Origin of the sequence: Flavobacterium sp. LS1R10 (assembly GCF_003968825.1) — a bacterium.
Lineage (GTDB): Bacteria > Bacteroidota > Bacteroidia > Flavobacteriales > Flavobacteriaceae > Flavobacterium.
In genome coordinates this window covers 345,929-367,601 of record NZ_RYDH01000001.1, presented here as the reverse complement: position 1 = coordinate 367,601, position 21,673 = coordinate 345,929, and the positions used below count along the sequence as shown (strand labels likewise).

Here is a 21,673-nt window from a genome sequence, read left to right as displayed (position 1 = left end):
AACAAGTTGTCTTCGTGTTTTTAGAATCAGATCTCCAAAAGACCTCTGTTGGAGTAAATTAAACCGAAAGACTGGTGGTCAGACATGCTTTTATAATTTAAAATATTTTCAGATTTGTATTTTATGCTTTCTTCAACCTGAGCTTCCCATCCAAAGGTGTTATTCGGAAAATCGTTTTGGAGTTTTTCGTAGGAACCAATAAAAGCAGTCGTTAGTTCCTTGTAATTTGATGCAGTGTGTGGCTTTTCGCCAAAATAAATAATTTTCTTCAGTACAGAAAATACTTTTTTATTAATGCTGTCTGCTACAATTGGGAGTTCTTTAGCTATTAGGATTTTTAAGCTTATTGTAGGACATGGCTTTTTGCAGTGTAATGTAGTTGTTGTTACAAAATTCTGGTATTCAAAAACTAATTCATTAGAGCACCGTGTGATAGAAAAAAGGATAAGTGAAAATAAGACAATGTATTTCATCTTTTAACAGATAATTAAACACAAAGGGACCTACTTGAGGCTTGGTAAGAATGAATTAAACGGTAAATTTGTAAAACAATCGAGCATTTTAAAATTAGAAGATATGAAATTTAATACTAAAGTGATTCACGGTGGACAACACCATGACCCAAGCACAGGAGCCGTTATGCCACCGGTATATCAAACATCTACATTTGCACAAACAAGTCCCGGACAACCCATAAATCCGGATTATGAATATAGCAGAGCTGCAAATCCTACCAGAACCGCACTGGAAAATGCATTAGCAAGTATAGAAAACGGAACCCGAGCATTGGCTTTTTCTTCAGGGTTAGCGGCTACAGATTGTGTTTTGCGTTCTTTCAAAGCAGGGGATGAAATTATAGCAATGGATGATTTATATGGAGGAACCTATCGCATGTTTACCCGTATTTACAAAGATTCCGGAATAAAATTTCATTTTGTGGATATGAATGACATAGAGAAATTCAAGTCATTGATAACTGAAAACACAAAATTAGTTTGGGTAGAAACGCCAACAAATCCTTTGATGAAATTAGCAGATATTCAGGAAATTGCTAAAATCACCAAAGAAAAGAAAATACTTTTCGCAGTTGATAATACTTTTGCAACGCCTTATTTACAAAAACCATTAGACTTAGGTGCTGATATTGTCATGCATTCGGCGACGAAATATCTTGGCGGTCATTCTGATGTAATTGCGGGAGCTTTAATTGTAAAAGAGGAGGCGCTTGGGGAACAATTGCATTTTCAACAATTTGCAACTGGAGCTACATTAGGGCCAATGGATAGTTTTTTAGTACTTAGAGGAATAAAAACGTTGCATTTGCGTGTCGAAAGACATTGTCAGAATGGAAAGAAAGTAGCGGATTTTTTAGACAATCATATAAAAGTAAAGACGGTGTATTATCCAGGATTGCCAAGCCATCCGTTTCATGCAATTGCAAAAAAGCAAATGAGCGGTTATGGAGGAATGGTCTCGTTTACCTTTGTTTCTGGTAAAAAAGAAGATGCTATTGCTTTTCTAGAAAAAATTAACGTATTTACCCTTGCAGAATCCCTTGGAGGTGTAGAGTCATTAGCAAATCATCCGGCTTTGATGACTCACGCATCAATTCCGGAAGACAAACGGGCAGCAGTTGGTATCACAGATGATTTAGTCCGGTTAAGCGTAGGAATCGAAGATATCGAAGATTTACTGGAAGATTTGAAACAAGCCTTAGCGTAAGATTTTTTCAAAATAAAAACAAACCCCCAATTCTAATTTAGAGTTGGGGGTTTGTTGTGTGAAAGTATTACCATTATTATTACAAATAATAAATATACCCTACATTAAACCAGACCAGCCAGTCGTTTGCTTTGTTTTCTTTATAAATTTCCGGATTAGGATTTAAACCATCTACCCAGTTGGAAAAATAATACTGCATTCTTAAGTCGACCATTAAATCCGATAATGGAGATAATTTATAGCGGGTTCCCACGCTGGATACCACGGACCAGACAGATCCGCTTTCAGAAGAAAACCCATACGGACGACCATCAGTTGGGGTTAGATATTTAGGAAATGTAGTTAACGGAGTTCCTAAAGGGCCTAGTGAGGACGAAGCTTTTGCATTGTAATAACTAAACTGACCTCCCAGGCTTATAAAAGGCCCTAAGCTTCCTGTTTGGGAACTGAAATCACGAATACTCCAGGGAAAATATTCCAGTTGCATTCCAATGTTAGTAACAGCAGTGCTTCCTGTCATTGCGCGCAATTGATCTGCTTCCAGTGAGGGTTTCTCTGGAGCGACCCATTCGCCAAAGTGTTTTAAGTGGGTTTTATTATACGATAGCTCACTTCTTAATTTGAAGTGGTTGTTAAAATACGTTTCCGGGGTATAACAACTACAGTCGGCTTTATAAGAAAAATTCAAATAATGAATAATCCCTATTCCTATACCTGTATTTCCTGAGTTTGTTGAAAGGTCATTTCGTTCCCCATAATCAGATTGAAAAGCAACAGGCCCAACAACCACTCCTATTTCATGCGAAAAACCACCGAATTGTGCATTAGAATGAGGTAAAAACCCAAAAAAAAAAGGGTAAGCAGGGTTATTTGTTTGATCATTAGGGGGATAAATTTTCTAATCCTGACAAATATATAAAAACATCATTCACTAATAAAAATAAAATTATAAATAAGTTTACAAATTCTTGTTTTACTTACGAAAGTCATAGTGATTTTAGATTAAATGGTATATCTTATACACAATTGATTGCAAATGGGTAATAAAAAAATAATTCTATTGATAAAGTGGAAAAACTAAGTCTGAATATTTTTATAAAATGTATCTTTGTATAGTTTAACGAAATCGTTTTCTTAATCAATTATTTATAATCTATGTTACTAAAAGTAAATGAATTTATGGCTCAAGTTGAAGCCAAAAATCCAAATGAACCTGAATTTATTCAAGCTGTTAGGGAATTCGCTGAAACTGTAATCCCATTTATTGCAGAACAGAAAAAATACGACGGAAAAAATTTGCTTCTCAGAATAGCTGAACCAGAACGGTCGATTATATTTCGTGTTCCGTGGGTTGACGATAGTGGTGAAATACAGGTTAACAGAGGTTTTAGAATTCAAATGAATTCAGCAATCGGACCATACAAAGGGGGAATACGCTTCCACCATACGGTAAATTTATCAGTGCTTAAGTTTTTAGCATTTGAACAAGTATTCAAAAATAGTCTGACCACTTTGCCAATGGGCGGAGGAAAAGGAGGATCGGATTTTGATCCACAAGGAAAATCAGATGGGGAAGTGATGCGTTTCTGTCAGTCTTTCATGACGGAATTGTGCAGACACATCGGGCCACAATTAGACGTTCCTGCAGGAGATATTGGTGTTGGAGCCAGGGAAATTGGGTATCTATTTGGTCAATACAAAAGAATAAAAAATGAATTTACTGGAGTGTTAACCGGTAAAGGACTGGCTTACGGAGGTTCTTTGATCAGACCGGAAGCAACAGGGTATGGAGTGGTTTATTTTGCGGAACAAATGCTTAAAACCATAGGTCAAACTATCAATGGAAAAACAGTTTCCATTTCTGGATTTGGGAATGTGGCTTGGGGAGTCGCTTTGAAAGTAAATGACCTTGGCGGAAAATTAGTTACTATTTCAGGTCCAGATGGGTATATTTATGATGAGGAAGGTATTTTCGGAGAAAAAATTGACTTTATGCTAGAGATGAGGGCAAGAGGCGATAACAGATGCGAATCGTATTTAGAAAAATATCCAAATGCCGCTTTCCACAGAGGTAAAAGTGTGTGGGAAGTAAAAACAGATATTGCCATTCCTTGCGCAACTCAAAATGAGTTGAACGAGGAAGATGCAAAAAACTTAATTGCAAATGGAGTTATTTGTGTAACCGAAGCTGCAAACATGCCATGTACGTTAGAAGCTATCAAAGAATTCTTAAACGCAAAAGTCCTTTTTGCACCAGGTAAAGCGGCAAATGCAGGTGGTGTTGCAGCCTCTGGATTAGAGATGACACAAAATTCTATTCGTTTAAACTGGACCAGTGAAGAAGTAGATAGCAGACTAAAAGAGATTATGGTAGGAATCCACAATCAATGTAAAAGATATGGTACGGACGAAGAAGGATATGTGAACTATGTAAAAGGAGCAAACATTGCTGGATTTGTAAAAGTAGCAGATGCTATGCTGGCACAAGGGGTCGTGTAAATCAGCTTTAATTATTGTATAAAATGCCTTTTGTCTTTATTCTGGACAGAAGGCATTTTTTGTGTGTAACAAAATGCTAAGACTTTCGTTTGTTCTATATTTGTAATTCAATAGTCATACAGATAATGAACAAGAGCGTTTTATTTTTTTTGCTGCTACTTTTTGTGCAAATGGGTTTTGCTCAAAACGATTTGTCGTGGCAGGGTTATTTCTCCTATAATGAAATAAAAGATGTCTCCGTATCTGCAACAGCCGTTTTTGCTGCTTCTGAAAATGCGTTGTTTTCTAAAAACACAACCAGTAATATAATCAAAACCACCAATACAGTAGACGGACTCTCCGGACAAACCATCTCGTCGGTATTTCATAGTACAGCCTCCAATAAAACAATTGTAGGATATGAAAACGGACTGCTAATCGTGATTAATGAAGTTGATGGAAGCATGCTCAATGTAGTCGATATTATCAACAAACAACTTCCTTCGGATATAAAGAAAATCAATCATTTCATGGAATTTGAAGGGATAGCTTATCTCTCGTGTGATTTTGGTATTGTCCAATTTAATTTGGCCACCATGCAATTTGGGGATACTTATTTTATTGGGAATGCCGGTGCCGAAATCAGTGTGAGCCAAACCGCATTGTACAATGGTTTTATTTATGCTGCCACAAATAAAGGAATAAAAAGGGCTGCTGTTTCTAATAAGAATTTAGTCGATTTTAACCAATGGACCACAATAGCCTCTGGAATCTGGTCTGGCATAACAACAGTAGGTTTAAATCTGTATGCTGTGGGCGCTTCGGGATACATTCATAAATTTAATTTGGTTACGGATTCGTTTGCGGGATCTGTCCGGCTTTCTCAACCTGCATTGGATATGAGAACATCGGATGGTTATTTAGTAGTTACAACTTTAAGCAGGATTTATATTTATAACAGCCAAATGGCATTGGTACATCAAATAAACACCAACCAACTGCCGGAACCCAATATTAGTTTTACGTGTGCTACTATAATAGGCGACACTGTTTTTATTGGAACAAAAGAAAACGGATTGACTACCACTACGCTTTCTTTAGGTGTAACTTTTGAAAACATAACACCCATTGGTCCGTCAAGAAACAATATATTTTCGCTTCAGGTGGCGCCCAGTTCGCTTTGGGTAGTTTACGGAGATTATACGTCCGATTATAATCCGTATCCGTTAGACAGTTATGGGATTAGTAAATTTAGCGCTACAGGGTGGTTGAATATTCCGTATGAAGCAGTTTTAGGAGCGCAATCAATGACCAGAATAATAGTTAATCCAAGCAATGAAAACGAAGTATATGCCAGTTCTTTTTTCTCAGGACTGTTGAAAATAGAAAATGACGTACCAAAAATTTTGTACAATCAAACCAATAGCGGCTTAGAGTCATTAACCTTTGCAGGGCCTAATTATAAAGACATTAGGATCAATGGAACCGCATTTGACAAAACAGGAAATCTTTGGGTTACCAACAGCCGAATAAAAAATGGATTGAAAGTCTTGAGGCCTTCGGGTCAATGGCAAAGTTATGCGATGGATGCTATTTTGGACTCGCCAAATGACAACAATTTTGGAACAATTGCAATAGATAGAAATGGAACCAAATGGCTTTCTACGAATGGTGATGGTGTGATTGGTTTTAACGAAAGTAACACTAAATTTAAAAAAATAACAACAGGCGCTGATTTGGGTAATTTACCAGTTTCGGATGTTCGAACTATTGCAATAGATACCAGAAACCAGCTCTGGATCGGTACTACAAAAGGGTTGCGAATTTTGTCAAATGTAAGTAGTTTTCAATCGGATGACCAGATGACGACCAATCCCATAATTATTACAGACGATAATCTGGCCCAAGAATTGTTATACGAACAGTTTATTACGGATATTGCTGTAGACGGTGCCAATAACAAATGGATAGGAACGGCTGATTCCGGTTTGTTTTTAGTCTCGCCAAACGGTCAGGAAACCAAATATCATTTTACAATAAGCAACTCGCCGTTGCCCAGCAATGTGATCAATGACATTGAGATCAATAGCGCTACGGGCGAAGTTTTTATTGCTACTGCAAAAGGGCTGATTTCTTTCAAAGGAATTGCAACTGCTGCTAATGATGATTTAAGTAACGCGTATGTGTACCCAAATCCGGTACGACCGGAATACCAAGGAACCGTTAAAATTGCCGGATTACTGGATAAAGCCAACATTAAAATCACTGATATTGGAGGAAATCTGGTTTATGAAACCACTTCCGAGGGTGGAACAATAGAATGGGATACCACCGCCTTTGGGAAATATAAAGTGGCTTCCGGTGTGTATATGATTTTTATTTCGGCGCAAGACGGAGTGGAAACTAAAGTTAAAAAAGTAATGATAATCAGGTAATTTAGAAGAATGAATTTTTCAATCTTTAAATTTTTCAATCTTTAAATTAAAATTGTGCTCGTAAAAACCAAAGCCATTGTTCTTTCATCTTTAAAATTTCAAGAAAAAAGCTTAATTGTGAAATGCTTTACGCTGTCACATGGCTTGAAATCGTACTTCGTTCGGGATGCTTTTTCAGGAAGGAAATCGAATCAAAAAATCGCTTATTTTCAACCTTTGACGATACTCGAAATTGAAGCCGTTCATAAAAACAAAGGCACTTTAGAAAATTTCAAGGAAATAAAAATCGGGACTCCTTTTCATTCGATACATTCGGATATTTATAAAAGTACAATGGTGATGTTTATCTCCGAAATGCTGCACCATTCGATCCATGAAGAGGAAGAAAACGAATCACTGTTTACATTTTTAGAAACCGCATTACAGTGGCTAGACAACCACGATGAAATAGCTAATTTTCATTTAATCCTATTATTAGAAACTACAAAATATCTCGGTTTTTATCCTGACATTTCCGATATGGATATGCCTTTTTTTGAAATGGTTGAAGGTATTTTTACACCTTTTCATGCCGTTAGTTCGCTCACAGAACATGAAAGTAATTTGTTTAAAAAACTGATTGATTTAAAGTTCGATACCGATCAAAAAACATTCCATGTCATCGAACGGCAAATCGTTTTAAGAATACTGATCGATTACTACAGTTTTCACTTGGACGGCTTCAAAAAACCAAAATCGCTGGATGTTTTAAAAGAAGTTTTTTCATAGGACAAAAAAATTCTTCATAATTTAATTTTGCATCAAAAAGTAAAGTATATTTATCTTTTAATCAACTTTGTTGTTCTTTATGGAAAATAAGCTTTAACTAATTAACTTTATGGAATCAAAATCAAAACAAAAAGGAAAAGTTTAAAAAACACATAGGTTGCTAACTATTTAAAATCATTGATATGAAGTATATAAAATTAATTTTGATTTTGATTTCAATAACTATTATTTCGTTACAATTATTTACGGACTACAATATTAGCAAGTGGATAAAAGCAGCAGGATACCTAATTCTTGTCATGCTATTTTTTTTAGAATATCGTAACTCAATAAAAAATACGAGGAAATAGCAGTTAACTATTAATGTTCTTCGTTGTCATATTGTTGAATTTTAGTAATTTAAAAAAGGTGTGTAATGAAAAATAGACTAAAAGTTGAACGCGCCATTTTAAACTTAACCCAAGAAGAATTAGCGGAGAAAATAGGAGTTTCAAGGCAAACTATAAATTCAATTGAAACCAATCGCTTTGTGCCATCAACAGTTCTTGCGCTAAAATTATCAAGGTTGTTTGGAAAATCAGTTAATGATTTTTTCGAACTGGATGATGATGACAAATAAGGGTTAAATACTTCAATTTGATAAGAAATTGTATTTAATACAAATTCTTTCAAAACAAATTCACTTTAGAAAATTGCAAAGCCATAAAAGTTTCAAGAAAACCAAAATCGCTGGATGTTTTAAAAGAAGTTTTTACCTAGAAATTCGGGCGTGACCCTACGTAAAAACTTCGGGTCGGGCTGTTCGTTCCAATCTTTTATTTCGTAAACTTCATAAAAGGATTTCCTCTTCCATCCCTCACGCAAAAACTCGTAACTCATAACTCATAATTCATAACTATTCCTTACTTTCGCACCTCGATTTAGAAAAGGATAAAATGAGCACAAAATTTACTGAATACAAAGGACTTGACTTACCAACTGTAGCGTCAGAGGTACTTGATTTTTGGAAGAAGGAAAACATATTCGAGAAAAGTGTAACCACTCGTGAAGGAAACACCCCATTCGTGTTTTTTGAAGGGCCGCCTTCGGCAAATGGATTACCGGGAATTCACCACGTAATGGCACGCGCCATTAAAGATATTTTTTGCAGATATAAAACTCAAAAAGGGTTCCAGGTAAAGCGTAAAGCCGGCTGGGATACGCATGGCTTGCCGGTGGAATTAGGAACCGAAAAAGAATTGGGAATCACCAAAGAAGATATTGGAAAAACCATTTCCATCGAAGAATACAACGAAGCGTGCAAAAAAACCGTAATGCGTTATACAGACGTATGGAACGATTTGACCGAAAAAATGGGCTATTGGGTTGATATGGAAGATCCGTATGTGACCTATAAATCCAAATATATGGAAACGGTTTGGTGGATTTTGAAACAAATCTACAACAAGGACTTGATGTACAAAGGCTACACCATTCAGCCTTATTCCCCAAAAGCAGGGACAGGATTGTCATCTCATGAAGTCAACCAACCAGGAAGTTATCGTGATGTAACGGATACGACTGTTGTGGCACAATTTAAAGTCCTCTCCCCAACCCTCTCCAAAGGAGAGGGAGCTGAAACTGAAAATTCGGTATCAAAGGCTTTCGGACTCGACTCCCTCCCCAAAGGGGAGGGCTGGGCTGGGGATTTTTATTTCCTCGCTTGGACGACAACGCCTTGGACATTGCCAAGTAATACCGCTTTGACTGTAGGTCTAAAAATTGAATATGCTTTAGTAAAAACATTCAATCAATATACATTTCGTCCGGCAACATTGATTTTGGCTAAAAAATTAGTTGCAAAACAATTCGGGAAAGGGTTCTTTGAAAGTACAGAACCTGCTGATTTTGAAAATTTCAAAGAAGTCGACAAGAAAATTCCGTTTCAGGTTTTAGCAGAATGCAAAGGAGCTGATTTAGTTGATATTCGGTACGAACAACTAATGCCATTGGTGCTTCCGTATCAAAATGCTGAAAATGCTTTTAGAGTAATTTCAGGAGATTTTGTAACTACCGAAGATGGAACAGGAATTGTACATACCTCACCTACTTTTGGTGCTGATGATGCAAGAGTAGCAAAAGAAGCTACGCCAGAAATCCCGCCGATGTTGGTGCTGGATGAAAATGGAACTCCGGTTCCATTAGTAGATTTACAAGGAAAATTCACCTCACATGTGGGCGAATATGCTGGTAAATATGTGAAAAATGAGTATTATAACGATGGCGAGGCGCCAGAGCGTTCCGTAGATGTTGAAATTGCCATTCGATTAAAAGAAGAAAACAAAGCCTTCAAAGTAGAGAAATATGTCCACAGTTATCCGCATTGCTGGAGAACCGATAAGCCGATTTTATATTATCCATTGGATTCCTGGTTCATAAAAATCACGGAGGTTAGAGACAGAATGTTCGAACTGAACGAAACGATTAACTGGAAGCCAAAATCGACTGGAGAAGGACGTTTTGGAAACTGGATAAAAAATGCCAATGACTGGAATTTATCGCGATCCAGATTCTGGGGAATTCCATTGCCAATTTGGAGAACTGAAGATAAACAAGAGGAAATCTTAATTGGTTCTGTTGAAGAATTATACAACGAAATTGAAAAATCTATCGCTGCAGGTTTTCAAAAAGAAAATCCTTTTAAAGGTTTTGAAATTGGAAATATGGCTGAATCCAATTACGATTTAGTTGATTTGCATAAAAATGTAGTCGACGAAATCACCTTGGTTTCTGCTTCTGGAAAGGCAATGACACGTGAAGCTGATTTGATTGATGTTTGGTTCGATTCTGGTTCCATGCCTTATGCGCAATGGCATTACCCTTTTGAAAACAAAGATAAAATAGACGCAAATAAGGATTTTCCTGCTGATTTCATTGCTGAAGGAGTGGATCAAACGCGTGGTTGGTTTTATACTTTACATGCCATTGGGACATTAGTTTTTGATAAAGTTGCCTATAAAAATGTAGTTTCTAACGGATTGGTTTTAGACAAAAACGGACAAAAAATGTCTAAACGTCTGGGCAATGCCGCAGATCCATTTGAAACATTAAAAGAATACGGTCCAGATGCGACGCGTTGGTATATGATTTCGAATGCAAATCCTTGGGATAATTTGAAATTCGACTTAGAAGGAATCGCTGAGGTACGTAGAAAATTCTTTGGAACCTTGTACAACACGTATTCGTTTTTTAGTTTGTATGCTAATATTGATGGTTTCAAATATGAAGAAGCAGAGATTCCATTAAGCGAAAGACCGGAAATTGACCAATGGATTATCTCTGAATTGAATACCTTGATAAAAGATGTAGATACCTATTATGCAGATTATGAGCCAACGAAAGCGGCTCGCGCAATCTCTGAATTTGTTCAGGAAAATTTGAGTAACTGGTACGTTCGTTTGTGCAGAAGACGCTTCTGGAAAGGGGAATATGCACAAGACAAAATCGCGGCATATCAAACTTTATATACGTGTTTGTTAACCATAAGTAAACTTGGTGCGCCAATCGCTCCGTTCTTCATGGACAAACTTTACAGAGACTTAACTGTAGCAACACAGTCGGAAAAATATGACAGCGTACATTTGGCCGAGTTTCCAATTTCGGTTGAAAACTATGTTAATAAAATGTTGGAGAGCAAAATGCAGAAAGCACAAACCATTTCATCATTGGTTTTATCACTCCGAAAAAAGGAAATGATCAAGGTGCGTCAGCCGTTGCAAAAGGTAATGATTCCGGTGCTTGACGACAATCAAAGAGCCGAAATTGAAGCTGTTTCTGACCTGATAAAAGCAGAGGTAAACGTGAAGGAAATCGTACTTTTGGATGATGCATCCGGTGTTTTGGTGAAACAAATCAAGCCTAATTTTAAGGCACTTGGACCCCGTTTTGGAAAGGATATGGGGTTGATTTCTAGGGAAATACAAGGGTTTTCTGCGGCACAGATCAGTCAATTGGATAAGGATGGAAGCCTAAGTATTGTTATTGCAGGAAATACCGTAATTTTAACACAAGAAGATGTCGAAATTACCTCACAGGATATTGAAGGCTGGTTGGTAGCAAACGCTAACGGAATAACGGTTGCGCTGGACATTACAATTTCATCAGCATTAAAACAAGAGGGAATTGCCAGAGAATTAGTAAACAGAATTCAGAATATTCGTAAAGATTCCGGATTTGAAGTTACGGATAAAATTAAAGTGCAACTGAAGAGAAACGGACTTTTAGAGCAGGCAATTTTAGAAAATGAAGCCTATATAAAATCAGAAACACTGACCAGTGAATTGGTATTTGTAGATGAAATAACAAACGGTACGGAAATAACATTTGATGAAATAAAAACAATGATATTAATTTCAAAATAATATAAGATGACAGATGAAATCACAAGATATTCTGATACTGATTTAGCAGAATTCAAAGAGATAATCCTTGGGAAAATTAAAAAAGCACAGGCTGATTTAGATCTGATAAAAAGTGCGTACATGAATGATTTAAATAACGGAACTGACGATACTTCGCCAACTTTTAAAGCCTTTGAAGAAGGAAGCGAAACGATGTCTAAAGAAGCAAACTCTCAACTGGCAATTCGTCAGGAAAAGTTTATTCGGGATTTGAAAAATGCCCTTTTCCGTGTCGAAAATAAAACGTACGGAGTGTGTAAAGTCTTCGGTAAATTAATCGGGAAAGAAAGATTGAAAATTGTCCCTCACGCTACAATGAGTATTGAAGCAAAGAACCTGCAACGATAAACTACTAGTTAAACAATATTTAACGCTCCATTGGGAGCGTTTTTTTTGATTAAATTGCTATTTTTGCGCCATTAAAATTTATAAAATGTCATTACGAAAAGCGTATCTCCTTATTTTTATTTTACTGCTTGTTGATCAAGTCACTAAAATCTACATCAAAACTAATTTTATCTTAGGGGAAGAAGTCGAAGTATTCAAATGGTTCAAAATCCTTTTCATTGAAAATGAGGGAATGGCATGGGGAACAGTAATTCCGGGGGTTTACGGAAAATTATTTTTAACCCTTTTTAGATTGGTTGCTGTAGGCGGAATTGGGTACTGGCTATGGGATTCTATAGAAAGAAAAAATAGTTCTAACTATCTAATTGTTGCCATCTCATTGATTTTGGCAGGTGCTTTTGGGAACATCATCGATTCTGTTTTTTACGGAATTATTTTTGATGATAGTCAGCAAGAAGTGGCTACTTTATTCTCGGATCAACCGTATGGAACCTGGTTTCACGGAAAAGTGGTAGATATGTTTTATTTTCCTTTTTGGCACGGAAATTTACCTAGTTGGTTGCCAATTTGGGGTGGAAAAGAATTTACTTTTTTCAATGCAATTTTCAATATTGCAGATATGGCTATTTCGACAGGAGTTGGAATCTTGATTTTTTTCAACAAAAAAGCTTTTCATCACGAATAGATTCGACGTTTTTTATAACATACAAAAAGACCTGTTCCTGATTTGAGCAAGTCTTTTTTGTTTGTATTAATTTTTATTGTGTCCGGGGGCATATTGTTTAGCGCTTTTCCCTCCATATATTTTTTTTGCTTGACCTGGAGGTAGTTTTTTAGCTTTATAGGATGATCTGCTGGTTCCAGTGTGAATACTGCAGCTTGAAAAGGAAACTGCAAAAAGGATGACCATAACGCTTACGGCAAATCTTGAATTTTTGAATGTTCTCATAAGTTAAGTGGATTGTATCAGTTACAAAAGTACGGATTAAAATTTATAAACTTGATTCGGAGTCACACAGTAATCCAGTTGTATATCGCCTTCAAAAATATCGGTAATCAATTCTTCGGGTTCGAAGAAAGAAAGTCCAATTTTGATTGCATCCGGTTTGCACTCTGATAAAAATTTGTCATAAAATCCTTTGCCGTAACCCACCCGATGTCCTTTTTTGTCGAAAGCCAAAAGCGGAACAAAAATCACATCGATTTTAGTAGAAGGAACTTCAATACCATCTACCGGTTCGGGAATGTTATATTTATTTTTTTTGATTCGGGTATTATCAGTCAAAAGAAAATGCGTCATCTTTCGGGTGGCAAAATCAGCTTTGGAAACAATAATCTCTTTGTCTTTTCCGGATAATATGTGAAGAATAAATTCTGTATTGACTTCCTTTTGTTCTGTTATGGGAAGGAAAATATGAAAATAGGTTTTCTCCCAAAGAGGAAGTGTGAGTGTTTTATTGGCTACAGCCAAACTCTTTTCCTCGATTTCATTTTCGGAAAGGAAGTTCCGTAAGGCTTTGTATTTTTTCCGTAAGGCTGTTTTATTCATGTTTTATTATTTTGAACCGGATGCAAAAGTATGGATTGTATACTCGTATTTAAAGAGAAAGATGGTAGATGGCATCACCCTGGTATACGATGGGCGCATCATTTACATTAAAAATATAACCTGAATTGGGTGCTTTTACTTTGTGTTCAACCTTTCCGTAGGGATCAGAAATAGAGCCTAAGAGTTGTCCTTTGGTTACGTAATTGCCAATTTTAGTATAACCGTGAAACATCCCGGAGTATTTGGCTCTGACCCAGACGGATTTTTCTATATAAATCGTTTCTTTTTCAGGAATGATGGTTTTTTTCTTTGCATTTAACATCGCCAGATGATGCAATATTCGTTTAGAACCTTCAACTCCTTCCTGTGTGACCGCTTCATCTATGTCAATGGATTTTCCGCCTTCAAACAGCAGCATTTTTACCCCCAATTTGTTACATGAATTTCTAAAAGTTCCCGGAATGTTTTTTGAAAACATCGTAAAAGAGGTGCTAAAAATATCCGACAAGGCTTTCAGTTCTGGATTATTAGGAACAATACGAATTTGTGGGGCATTGAAGCGACTGGCGCCACCGGAATGAAAATCAATTACATAATCTACATGTGGAATAATTTCTTTAAGTAAATTATACGCAAACCGGCTTGCAAGTGAGCCCGTTTTACTGCCAGGGAATACCCGGTTTAAGTCCCGTTTGTCTGGAAATTCTCGGGATTGATTCACGAATCCAAAGACATTAATCACGGGAATACAGATAATGGTTCCTGTTTTTGGTTTATTGATTTTTTGTACAATCAGCTGGCGTACAATTTCGATTCCGTTAATTTCATCTCCATGAAGCCCCGCGGTGAATAATACGGTTGGCCCGTTTATTTTTGACCGTTCCACAATTATTGGAATTTTCAGTTTGGTCATGGTATGGAGTTTTGCAATTTCCATATTGATGGTTTTGCTGTCTCCCGGTAAGATGGGCTCTTTTAAGATCGTTATGTTTTTAGGTTCTCGTAGATTCATAGAAAGTTTAAAGGCTAAATTTAGAAAATTATTCGGGAAGAAATAAGAAGTGCGTCATTTTTCGCTTTTGAAAAATGTTATTTGTATTTTTGAAGTGCAAAATTAAATTAAAAAGAATCAATCTAAAATGCTACTTCCTTCACTTGAACTCCAAATCCAAACCTTACCTGATAATCCAGGCGTATACCAATATTACGACAAGGAAGGGAAAATTTTGTATGTAGGCAAAGCCAAAAATTTAAAAAAAAGAGTTTCTTCGTATTTCAATAAAATTCATGACACGGCCAAAACCAATGTGCTCGTTAAGAAGATCGTGACCATAAGACACATTGTGGTTCCTACGGAAACCGATGCCCTTTTACTAGAAAATAACCTAATAAAAACCTTGCAGCCGCGCTACAATGTGTTATTGCGGGATGATAAAAGTTATCCGTGGTTGTGCATCAAGAAAGAACCTTTTTCGCGCATATTTGCGACTCGGAGAATGGTCAAAGACGGGTCGGAATATTTTGGGCCGTATACTAGTTTCAAGACCGTAAGTACTATTTTAGAACTGATCAAAGAGTTGTATCCGCTTAGAACTTGCAATTATGATTTGAGTAAAAGCAATATCGAAAGTGGAAAATTCAAGGTGTGTCTTGAGTATCATATTGGTAATTGTATGGGGCCTTGCGAAGGATTAGAAACTTTAGAAAATTATCAAAAGCAAGTGGATGCGATTCGTGAAATCCTGAAAGGGAATTTCAAGGAAAGCATGAAGGATTTCAAGCGGGTGATGACCAATCTGGCCGCCGACATGCATTTTGAAGAAGCACAAAAAATAAAAGAGAAAATCGAAGTGTTGGAGAATTACCAGTCGCGTTCCACGATTGTAAATCCAAAAATTACGAATATTGATGTCTTTTCGATTGTATCGGATGAAAGTGCGGCGTACGTAAATTTTCTACAAATTTCGCACGGTTCGATTATTCGTTCACACACGATGGAAATCAAAAAGAAACTTGACGAAACCGATGAAGAATTACTGGAATTAGCAATTATTGAACTGCGGGAACGTTTTCAATTGCTGTCGCGTGAAATAATCGTACCGTTTCCCGTTGATTTAGGGGAGAATATAAAAGTAACTGTTCCGCAATTGGGAGATAAAAAGCAAATTTTGGATTTATCCATTCGCAACGCTAAGTTTTACCGAATTGAACAACTCAAACAACTGCAAATTGTAGATCCAGACCGTCATACAAAAAGGATTATGGCACAAATGCAAAAAGATTTGCGATTGCCTGTAGAGCCAAGACATATTGAATGTTTTGACAACTCGAATATTCAAGGAACAAATCCTGTAGCGGCTTGTGTGGTTTTTAAAGATGGAAAACCCAGCAAAAAAGACTACCGCCATTTTAATATAAAAACAGTCGAAGGACCGGATGATTTTGCTTCAATGACCGAAGTGGTTTATAGAAGGTACAAACGATTGCTGGACGAAAAGGAACCGTTACCGAATTTAATAATTATTGACGGTGGAAAAGGGCAATTGTCATCAGCGCTGAAGAGTCTTGACGAATTGGGTCTTCGCGGAAAAATAGCCATAATTGGCATTGCCAAAAGGCTCGAAGAACTTTTTTATCCGGGTGATTCTATTCCGTTATATTTAGATAAAAAATCAGAAACCCTTAAAGTAATCCAGCAATTACGCAACGAAGCGCACCGTTTTGGGATAACGCATCACCGGGATAAAAGGAGTAAAGCAGCACTGAATTCTTCGATAGAATCCATTCCCGGTATTGGCGAAAAAACGATGCTGACCTTGATCCAACACTTCAAAAGTGTTAAAAGATTGAAATTAGCAACAGAAAAAGAAATTTCGGACGTTATAGGTGTGTCTAAAGCCAAAAAAATTACCGAATTTTACAAGGCAACAAATCAATGATTAATCTAGAGTATCTAAACTTGGACAAATAATACCCAATCGCGTCCAGTTTTAGTACTGCCAAATTGCTGCTTATGAAGAAAATTGCACTAATATTTCTTGTTTTTACTAGTTTGATGGTGTTTTCGCAGGAGCAAAAAAGACCCAAAGTAGGATTGGTTTTAAGCGGTGGTGGTGCAAAAGGATTTGCTCATATAGGAGTCCTTAAGGTGTTAGAAGAAGCGGGTGTCAAGATTGATTACATAGGCGGAACCAGTATGGGTGCAGTTATTGGAGGGTTGTATGCTTCAGGTTACAATGCAAACCAGATCGATTCTATTTTTCAAGCGACCGATTTCAATGAATTAATAAATGATTTTATCCCCAGGTCTTCCAAGAATTTTTATGAAAAAAGAAACGACGAATTGTATGCATTGGTTTTGCCGTTTGACAAATTCAAAATAGGAATTCCAGAAGCTTTGTCTAAAGGGATCTACAATTATAATTTATTGAGCAGAATTACCAGAAACGTAAGACACATAAAGGATTTTAACCAGCTTCCAATTCCTTTTTTATGTATTGGAACTAATATTGAAACGGGAGAGCAAGTGGTATTGAACAAAGGGAATCTGGCACAAGCCATGATTGCCAGTTCCGCATTTCCCTCCTTATTTTCTCCGGTGGAAATTGATGGAAAAATCCTGGTAGATGGCGGCGTTGTTAATAATTATCCCATTGAAGAGGTGCGAAAATTAGGTGCGGATATCATTATAGGAGTTGATGTTCAAAATGATTTATTAGACCGAACAGAACTCAAGGATGCTACTAAAATTTTAGTTCAAATCACCAATCTTCAATCTATAGAGCGAATGAAAAAAAATGTAACGGATACTGATATTTACATTAGACCAGACGTTACACAATATGGTGTGATCTCATTTGACAAGGGAAAGGAAATAATAAGAAAAGGGGAAGAGGCAACATTTGGGATTTATGAGCAACTCAAACAACTTGTTGATGCGTCCAATCCCTACACGAAGCCCAAGTTAAAACTACTGTCAGACAGTCTTCAAATAAGAGCAATAAACAGCAATGAATTAAAGAATTACACGAAAGAGTATGTCATAGGGAAGCTAAGATTTAAGCCCGGAGTAAAAACGTGCTATGATGATTTATTAAAAGGCATTAATAATATCAATGCAACCAAAAATTTCAGCTCTATCTCATATTCATTGGAACCTAATAAAGGGGGTGTAGACCTGAACATAAATTTAGAAGAGAATTCAACAAAAACCTATTTAAAATTTGGCCTGCATTATGATAATTTATTCAAAAGTGGCGTTTTGGTAAATTTGACCCGTAAAAAAACACTTTTTAAAAATGATATAGCCTCTCTGGATATAGTTTTAGGAGATAATATTAGATACAATTTAGATTATTACATTGAAAATAGATTTAATTTGAGTTTTGGTTTTAAATCTTATTACAACCAATTTAACAGGAATGTAGCCAAAGAAATAAGCAGTACAACGTTTAATAATCCGGATATAAATTCGATTAATGTAGATTTTACGGACTTGACAAATCAAGCATATTTCCAGTCTTTATTTGTTCAAAAATTTCTGATAGGAGGCGGAGTCGAACTCAAATATTTAAAAATAAAATCAGAAACACTCGCCAATGTAGATCCAATAATTGACAACAGTAATTACTTCAGTCTTTTTGGCTACATGAAATTTGATTCTTTTGATAATAAATATTTTCCTAAAAAAGGATGGTATTTTACTGGTGATATTCAAACCTATTTGCTTTCGTCCAATTACACGGGCGATTTTCAACCGTTTTCTATTGCTAAAGCAGATTTTGGTGTAGCCGCAACTTTATTTAAGAACGCTACAGTAAAATTCCAAACCGATGCCGGGTTTTCTTTTGGTCAGGAAAGCGTTGCTTTTTTTAATTTTATTTTAGGAGGATATGGATATAATCCGCTTAATAATTTCAAATATTTATATGGATACGATTATTTAAGTGTGGCCGCTAATAGTTATATAAAATCAACAGGAACGATAGATTATGAGTTTTATAAAAAAAACCACATCAATTTTTCGGCAAATTTTGCTAATATTGGAGATCGGATTTTTGAGACCGTGGATTGGGTTTCAATTCCAAAATATTCTGGCTATGCCGTAGGATATGGTTTAGAAACAGTCATTGGACCTATAGAAATAAAATATTCCTGGTCCCCGGAACAGCCTAAAGGATTTACATGGTTTAGCATCGGGTTTATGTTTTAATTGTAATTTATTTGAATTTTAATTCCGATATTTGTTATTATGAAAACAATTTGGAACGGTTTGTTAGGATATCTGCAATTCCTCATTAAGAGGAGTCCGGAATAGATTGTATTTTTTTTGATTTAATTAAATAAGTTTATTTCGATAAAACGATAAGCTTTTAAACTTTAACTTTTAAGCAAAAAAATCATGCCTTTATACCATAAATTGGGGAAATTTCCCCAAAAAAGACATACTCAATTTGAAAAGCCTACAGGTGATTTGTATTACGAACAGCTTTTTGGAACGGAAGGTTTTCACGGTAATTCGTCCTTGTTATATCATGTTCACAGACCAACACAGGTAAAGGAAATTTTAAAATCCTATTCAGTAGAACCAAAAATTGCCATTGGAAAAAACATCAAATCATTACTTTTAAAAGGTTTTGAGTTAAAGCCGGAGGACGATTTTCTGGACAGCCGTAAAGCCATGTTGATCAATAAAGATTGTATTATAGGATTAGCCGCACCAAGACAATCCTTACGCAGATATTTCTATAAAAACGCCGATGCTGATGAAATGATTTTCATTCATAAAGGGAAAGGAAAATTGCGCACCATGATGGGAAATATTTCTTTCGAATATGGAGATTACTTGATTATTCCACGTGGAATGATTTACCAAATTGATTTTGAAACTTCGGAAAATAGATTGTTTTACGTCGAATCATTTGCTCCTTTTTACACGCCAAAACGCTATAAAAATGAATCAGGTCAACATCTAGAACATTCGCCATTTTGCGAGCGCGACTTTATTTTGCCAACAGAATTAGAAACGCACGATGAAAAAGGTGATTTTCTAATAAAAATCAAGAAAGAAGGAATGATGCATGAATTCGTTTATGCCACACATCCCTTTGATGTAGTAGGTTGGGACGGTTATAATTTTCCATACGGATTTAGTATTCATAATTTCGAACCTATAACAGGTCGGGTACACCAGCCACCACCAGTGCATCAGACTTTTGAAACTTCAACTTTTGTTGTTTGTTCGTTCTGTCCGCGATTGTACGATTACCATCCAAAATCCATTCCTGCGCCTTACAATCACAGTAATATAGATAGTGATGAGGTTTTGTATTATGTAGATGGGGATTTCATGAGTCGCAACAATATAGAGCAAGGTCACATTACACTACATCCAAAAGGGATTCCTCACGGACCGGCGCCAGGTGCTATGGAACGCAGCATTGGTCATACAGAAACCCACGAATTAGCGGTTATGGTTGATACCTTTCGTCCCTTAATGGTCACCGAAGAAGCGATGGGATTGGACGACGGTCAATATTACAAATCTTGGGTCGAGTAATTAGAAGCTATTTCCTGCTGTACGCTTTATCTTTTCCTGGCTAAAGAAGCCAGAAAAAGGATGCCGTTTCCATCAGGGCTAGGGCTTTAGAGTAAACAACAACATAATTTTAAATTAATACATCCGTGTACATCTGTTTTATCCGCGTCAACCGCGTTCCAAAACTAGAGATGCCGAATCAAAAAATAAATCACAATGAGCAAAGAAGTAAAATCAGTAGAATACGGACTCGAAAAAATATTTGAAGGAGCACAAGATTTCCTTCCGTTATTAGGAACCGATTATGTAGAATTCTACGTAGGAAATGCAAAACAATCCGCACATTATTATAAAACGGCTTTTGGGTATCAGTCTTTGGCGTATGCAGGATTAGAAACCGGAGTGCGAGACAGAACGTCGTATGTGTTAAAACAAGATAAAATCCGCATTGTATTAACTACGCCATTAACACAAGATTCTCCAATACACGAACATTTAAGAAAACATGGAGACGGCGTGAAAGTTGCAGCGCTATGGGTAGAAGATGCCACCAGTGCGTACGAAGAAACCATGAAACGTGGTGCGCGCTCTTTTATGGAGCCTACGGTAGAGAAAGACGAATTTGGAGAAGTAGTACGTTCCGGAATTTACACTTACGGAGAAACGGTACATATTTTTGTAGAGCGCAAAAACTATAATGGTGTTTTCCTTCCTGGTTATAAGGAATGGAAATCCGAGTATAATCCGGAACCAACAGGATTAAAATACATTGACCACATGGTAGGAAATGTGGGTTGGAACGAAATGAATACTTGGGTTAAGTTTTATGAAGACGTGATGGGATTTGTAAATTTCCTTTCTTTTGATGACAAACAAATCAATACGGAATATTCAGCATTGATGAGTAAGGTAATGTCAAACGGAAACGGAAGAATCAAATTTCCAATCAACGAACCTGCCGAAGGAAAGAAGAAATCGCAAATTGAGGAATACCTGGATTTTTATGGTGGTCCTGGAATTCAGCATATCGCAATAGCAACGGACGATATTATCAAAACAGTATCGCAACTCAAAGCAAGAGGAATTGAATTTTTGTCCGCTCCTCCACATACCTATTATGAAGCCATTCCGGAGCGATTGGGAGATCACATGAAAATGATGAAAGAAGATTTAAACGAAATCGAGAAACTAGCCATCATGGTAGATGCCGATGAAGAAGGATATTTGTTGCAAATTTTCACAAAACCGGTGCAAGACAGGCCAACCTTGTTTTTTGAAATTATACAAAGAATGGGAGCCAAAGGTTTTGGAGCGGGGAACTTTAAAGCGCTATTTGAATCAATTGAGCGAGAACAGGAATTGCGAGGAACGTTGTAAAAAAGCATTATTTTTACAT

Annotated in this window: 17 protein-coding genes; 12 read left to right on the top strand and 5 right to left on the bottom strand. The window is 36.5% G+C overall.

The genetic code is table 11. The features are described from left to right. Positions 1-26 precede the first annotated feature (26 nt). On the bottom strand, positions 27-473 hold the full coding sequence (locus EKL96_RS01590; RefSeq protein ID WP_126457648.1) for a hypothetical protein: 447 nt from the start codon (positions 471-473) through the stop codon (positions 27-29). Between the two features lie 103 nt (positions 474-576). On the opposite strand from EKL96_RS01590, the gene EKL96_RS01585 reads away from it, so the two are divergent. Continuing rightward, on the top strand, positions 577-1,722 hold the full coding sequence (locus EKL96_RS01585; protein ID WP_126457647.1) for a cystathionine gamma-synthase: 1,146 nt from the start codon (positions 577-579) through the stop codon (positions 1,720-1,722). Positions 1,723-1,801: 79 nt separating this feature from the next. Here the strand turns inward: EKL96_RS01585 and EKL96_RS01580 are convergent, their stop codons facing one another. Continuing rightward, positions 1,802-2,617, bottom strand: coding sequence for a THC0290_0291 family protein (locus EKL96_RS01580; protein ID WP_410503639.1), 816 nt, complete (start codon positions 2,615-2,617; stop codon positions 1,802-1,804). Between the two features lie 260 nt (positions 2,618-2,877). Here EKL96_RS01580 and gdhA point away from each other — a divergent pair, with 260 nt between their 5' ends. The 7 genes from gdhA to EKL96_RS01545 all read left to right on the top strand — a co-directional run bounded on the left by gdhA (position 2,878) and on the right by EKL96_RS01545 (position 12,875). Continuing rightward, positions 2,878-4,221: an NADP-specific glutamate dehydrogenase gene (gdhA, locus tag EKL96_RS01575; RefSeq protein ID WP_126457645.1), complete on the top strand. Its 1,344-nt coding sequence runs from the start codon at positions 2,878-2,880 to the stop codon at positions 4,219-4,221. A 125-nt stretch (positions 4,222-4,346) separates the two neighbouring features. Next, the gene (locus EKL96_RS01570; protein ID WP_126457644.1) at positions 4,347-6,635 is read left to right on the top strand and encodes a T9SS type A sorting domain-containing protein; all 2,289 of its coding nucleotides are present in this window, start codon (positions 4,347-4,349) and stop codon (positions 6,633-6,635) included. Positions 6,636-6,689: 54 nt separating this feature from the next. Continuing rightward, positions 6,690-7,403 (top strand): DNA repair protein RecO, encoded by a 714-nt coding sequence (gene recO / locus EKL96_RS01565; RefSeq protein ID WP_126457643.1) that lies wholly within the window; start codon positions 6,690-6,692, stop codon positions 7,401-7,403. A gap of 415 nt (positions 7,404-7,818) precedes the next feature. Next, the gene (locus tag EKL96_RS01560) at positions 7,819-8,022 is read left to right on the top strand and encodes a helix-turn-helix transcriptional regulator (protein WP_126457642.1); all 204 of its coding nucleotides are present in this window, start codon (positions 7,819-7,821) and stop codon (positions 8,020-8,022) included. A 316-nt stretch (positions 8,023-8,338) separates the two neighbouring features. Then, entirely contained in the window at positions 8,339-11,803 is a 3,465-nt protein-coding gene (gene ileS, locus EKL96_RS01555; protein WP_126457641.1) for an isoleucine--tRNA ligase, read from the top strand. A 6-nt stretch (positions 11,804-11,809) separates the two neighbouring features. Next, positions 11,810-12,190, top strand: a complete 381-nt coding sequence (locus EKL96_RS01550; RefSeq protein ID WP_126457640.1) for a TraR/DksA family transcriptional regulator — start codon at positions 11,810-11,812, stop codon at positions 12,188-12,190. An 85-nt stretch (positions 12,191-12,275) separates the two neighbouring features. Next, on the top strand, positions 12,276-12,875 hold the full coding sequence (locus EKL96_RS01545) for a lipoprotein signal peptidase (RefSeq protein WP_126457639.1): 600 nt from the start codon (positions 12,276-12,278) through the stop codon (positions 12,873-12,875). 66 nt (positions 12,876-12,941) lie between these two features. On the opposite strand, the gene EKL96_RS01540 is transcribed toward EKL96_RS01545, so the two are convergent. From EKL96_RS01540 to EKL96_RS01530, 3 genes are read right to left on the bottom strand one after another with little or no spacing between them, the layout of a single operon-like run. Continuing rightward, positions 12,942-13,139, bottom strand: a complete 198-nt coding sequence (locus EKL96_RS01540) for a hypothetical protein (protein ID WP_126457638.1) — start codon at positions 13,137-13,139, stop codon at positions 12,942-12,944. A gap of 36 nt (positions 13,140-13,175) precedes the next feature. Then, entirely contained in the window at positions 13,176-13,739 is a 564-nt protein-coding gene (locus EKL96_RS01535) for a 5-formyltetrahydrofolate cyclo-ligase (protein WP_126457637.1), read from the bottom strand. A gap of 49 nt (positions 13,740-13,788) precedes the next feature. Continuing rightward, positions 13,789-14,751, bottom strand: a complete 963-nt coding sequence (locus EKL96_RS01530) for a succinylglutamate desuccinylase/aspartoacylase family protein (RefSeq protein WP_233579248.1) — start codon at positions 14,749-14,751, stop codon at positions 13,789-13,791. 127 nt (positions 14,752-14,878) lie between these two features. On the opposite strand from EKL96_RS01530, the gene uvrC reads away from it, so the two are divergent. The 4 genes from uvrC (at position 14,879) to hppD (ending at position 21,654) form a co-directional block, all read left to right on the top strand. Beyond that, entirely contained in the window at positions 14,879-16,678 is a 1,800-nt protein-coding gene (gene uvrC / locus EKL96_RS01525; RefSeq protein ID WP_126457636.1) for an excinuclease ABC subunit UvrC, read from the top strand. 74 nt (positions 16,679-16,752) lie between these two features. Then, positions 16,753-18,951, top strand: coding sequence for a patatin-like phospholipase family protein (locus EKL96_RS01520; RefSeq protein ID WP_126457635.1), 2,199 nt, complete (start codon positions 16,753-16,755; stop codon positions 18,949-18,951). Between the two features lie 189 nt (positions 18,952-19,140). Beyond that, positions 19,141-20,298, top strand: coding sequence for a homogentisate 1,2-dioxygenase (locus EKL96_RS01515; protein ID WP_126457634.1), 1,158 nt, complete (start codon positions 19,141-19,143; stop codon positions 20,296-20,298). A gap of 195 nt (positions 20,299-20,493) precedes the next feature. After that, complete coding sequence (gene hppD / locus EKL96_RS01510) at positions 20,494-21,654, top strand: 4-hydroxyphenylpyruvate dioxygenase (protein WP_126457633.1); 1,161 nt, start codon at positions 20,494-20,496, stop codon at positions 21,652-21,654. The last annotated feature ends 19 nt before the right edge of the window (positions 21,655-21,673 follow it).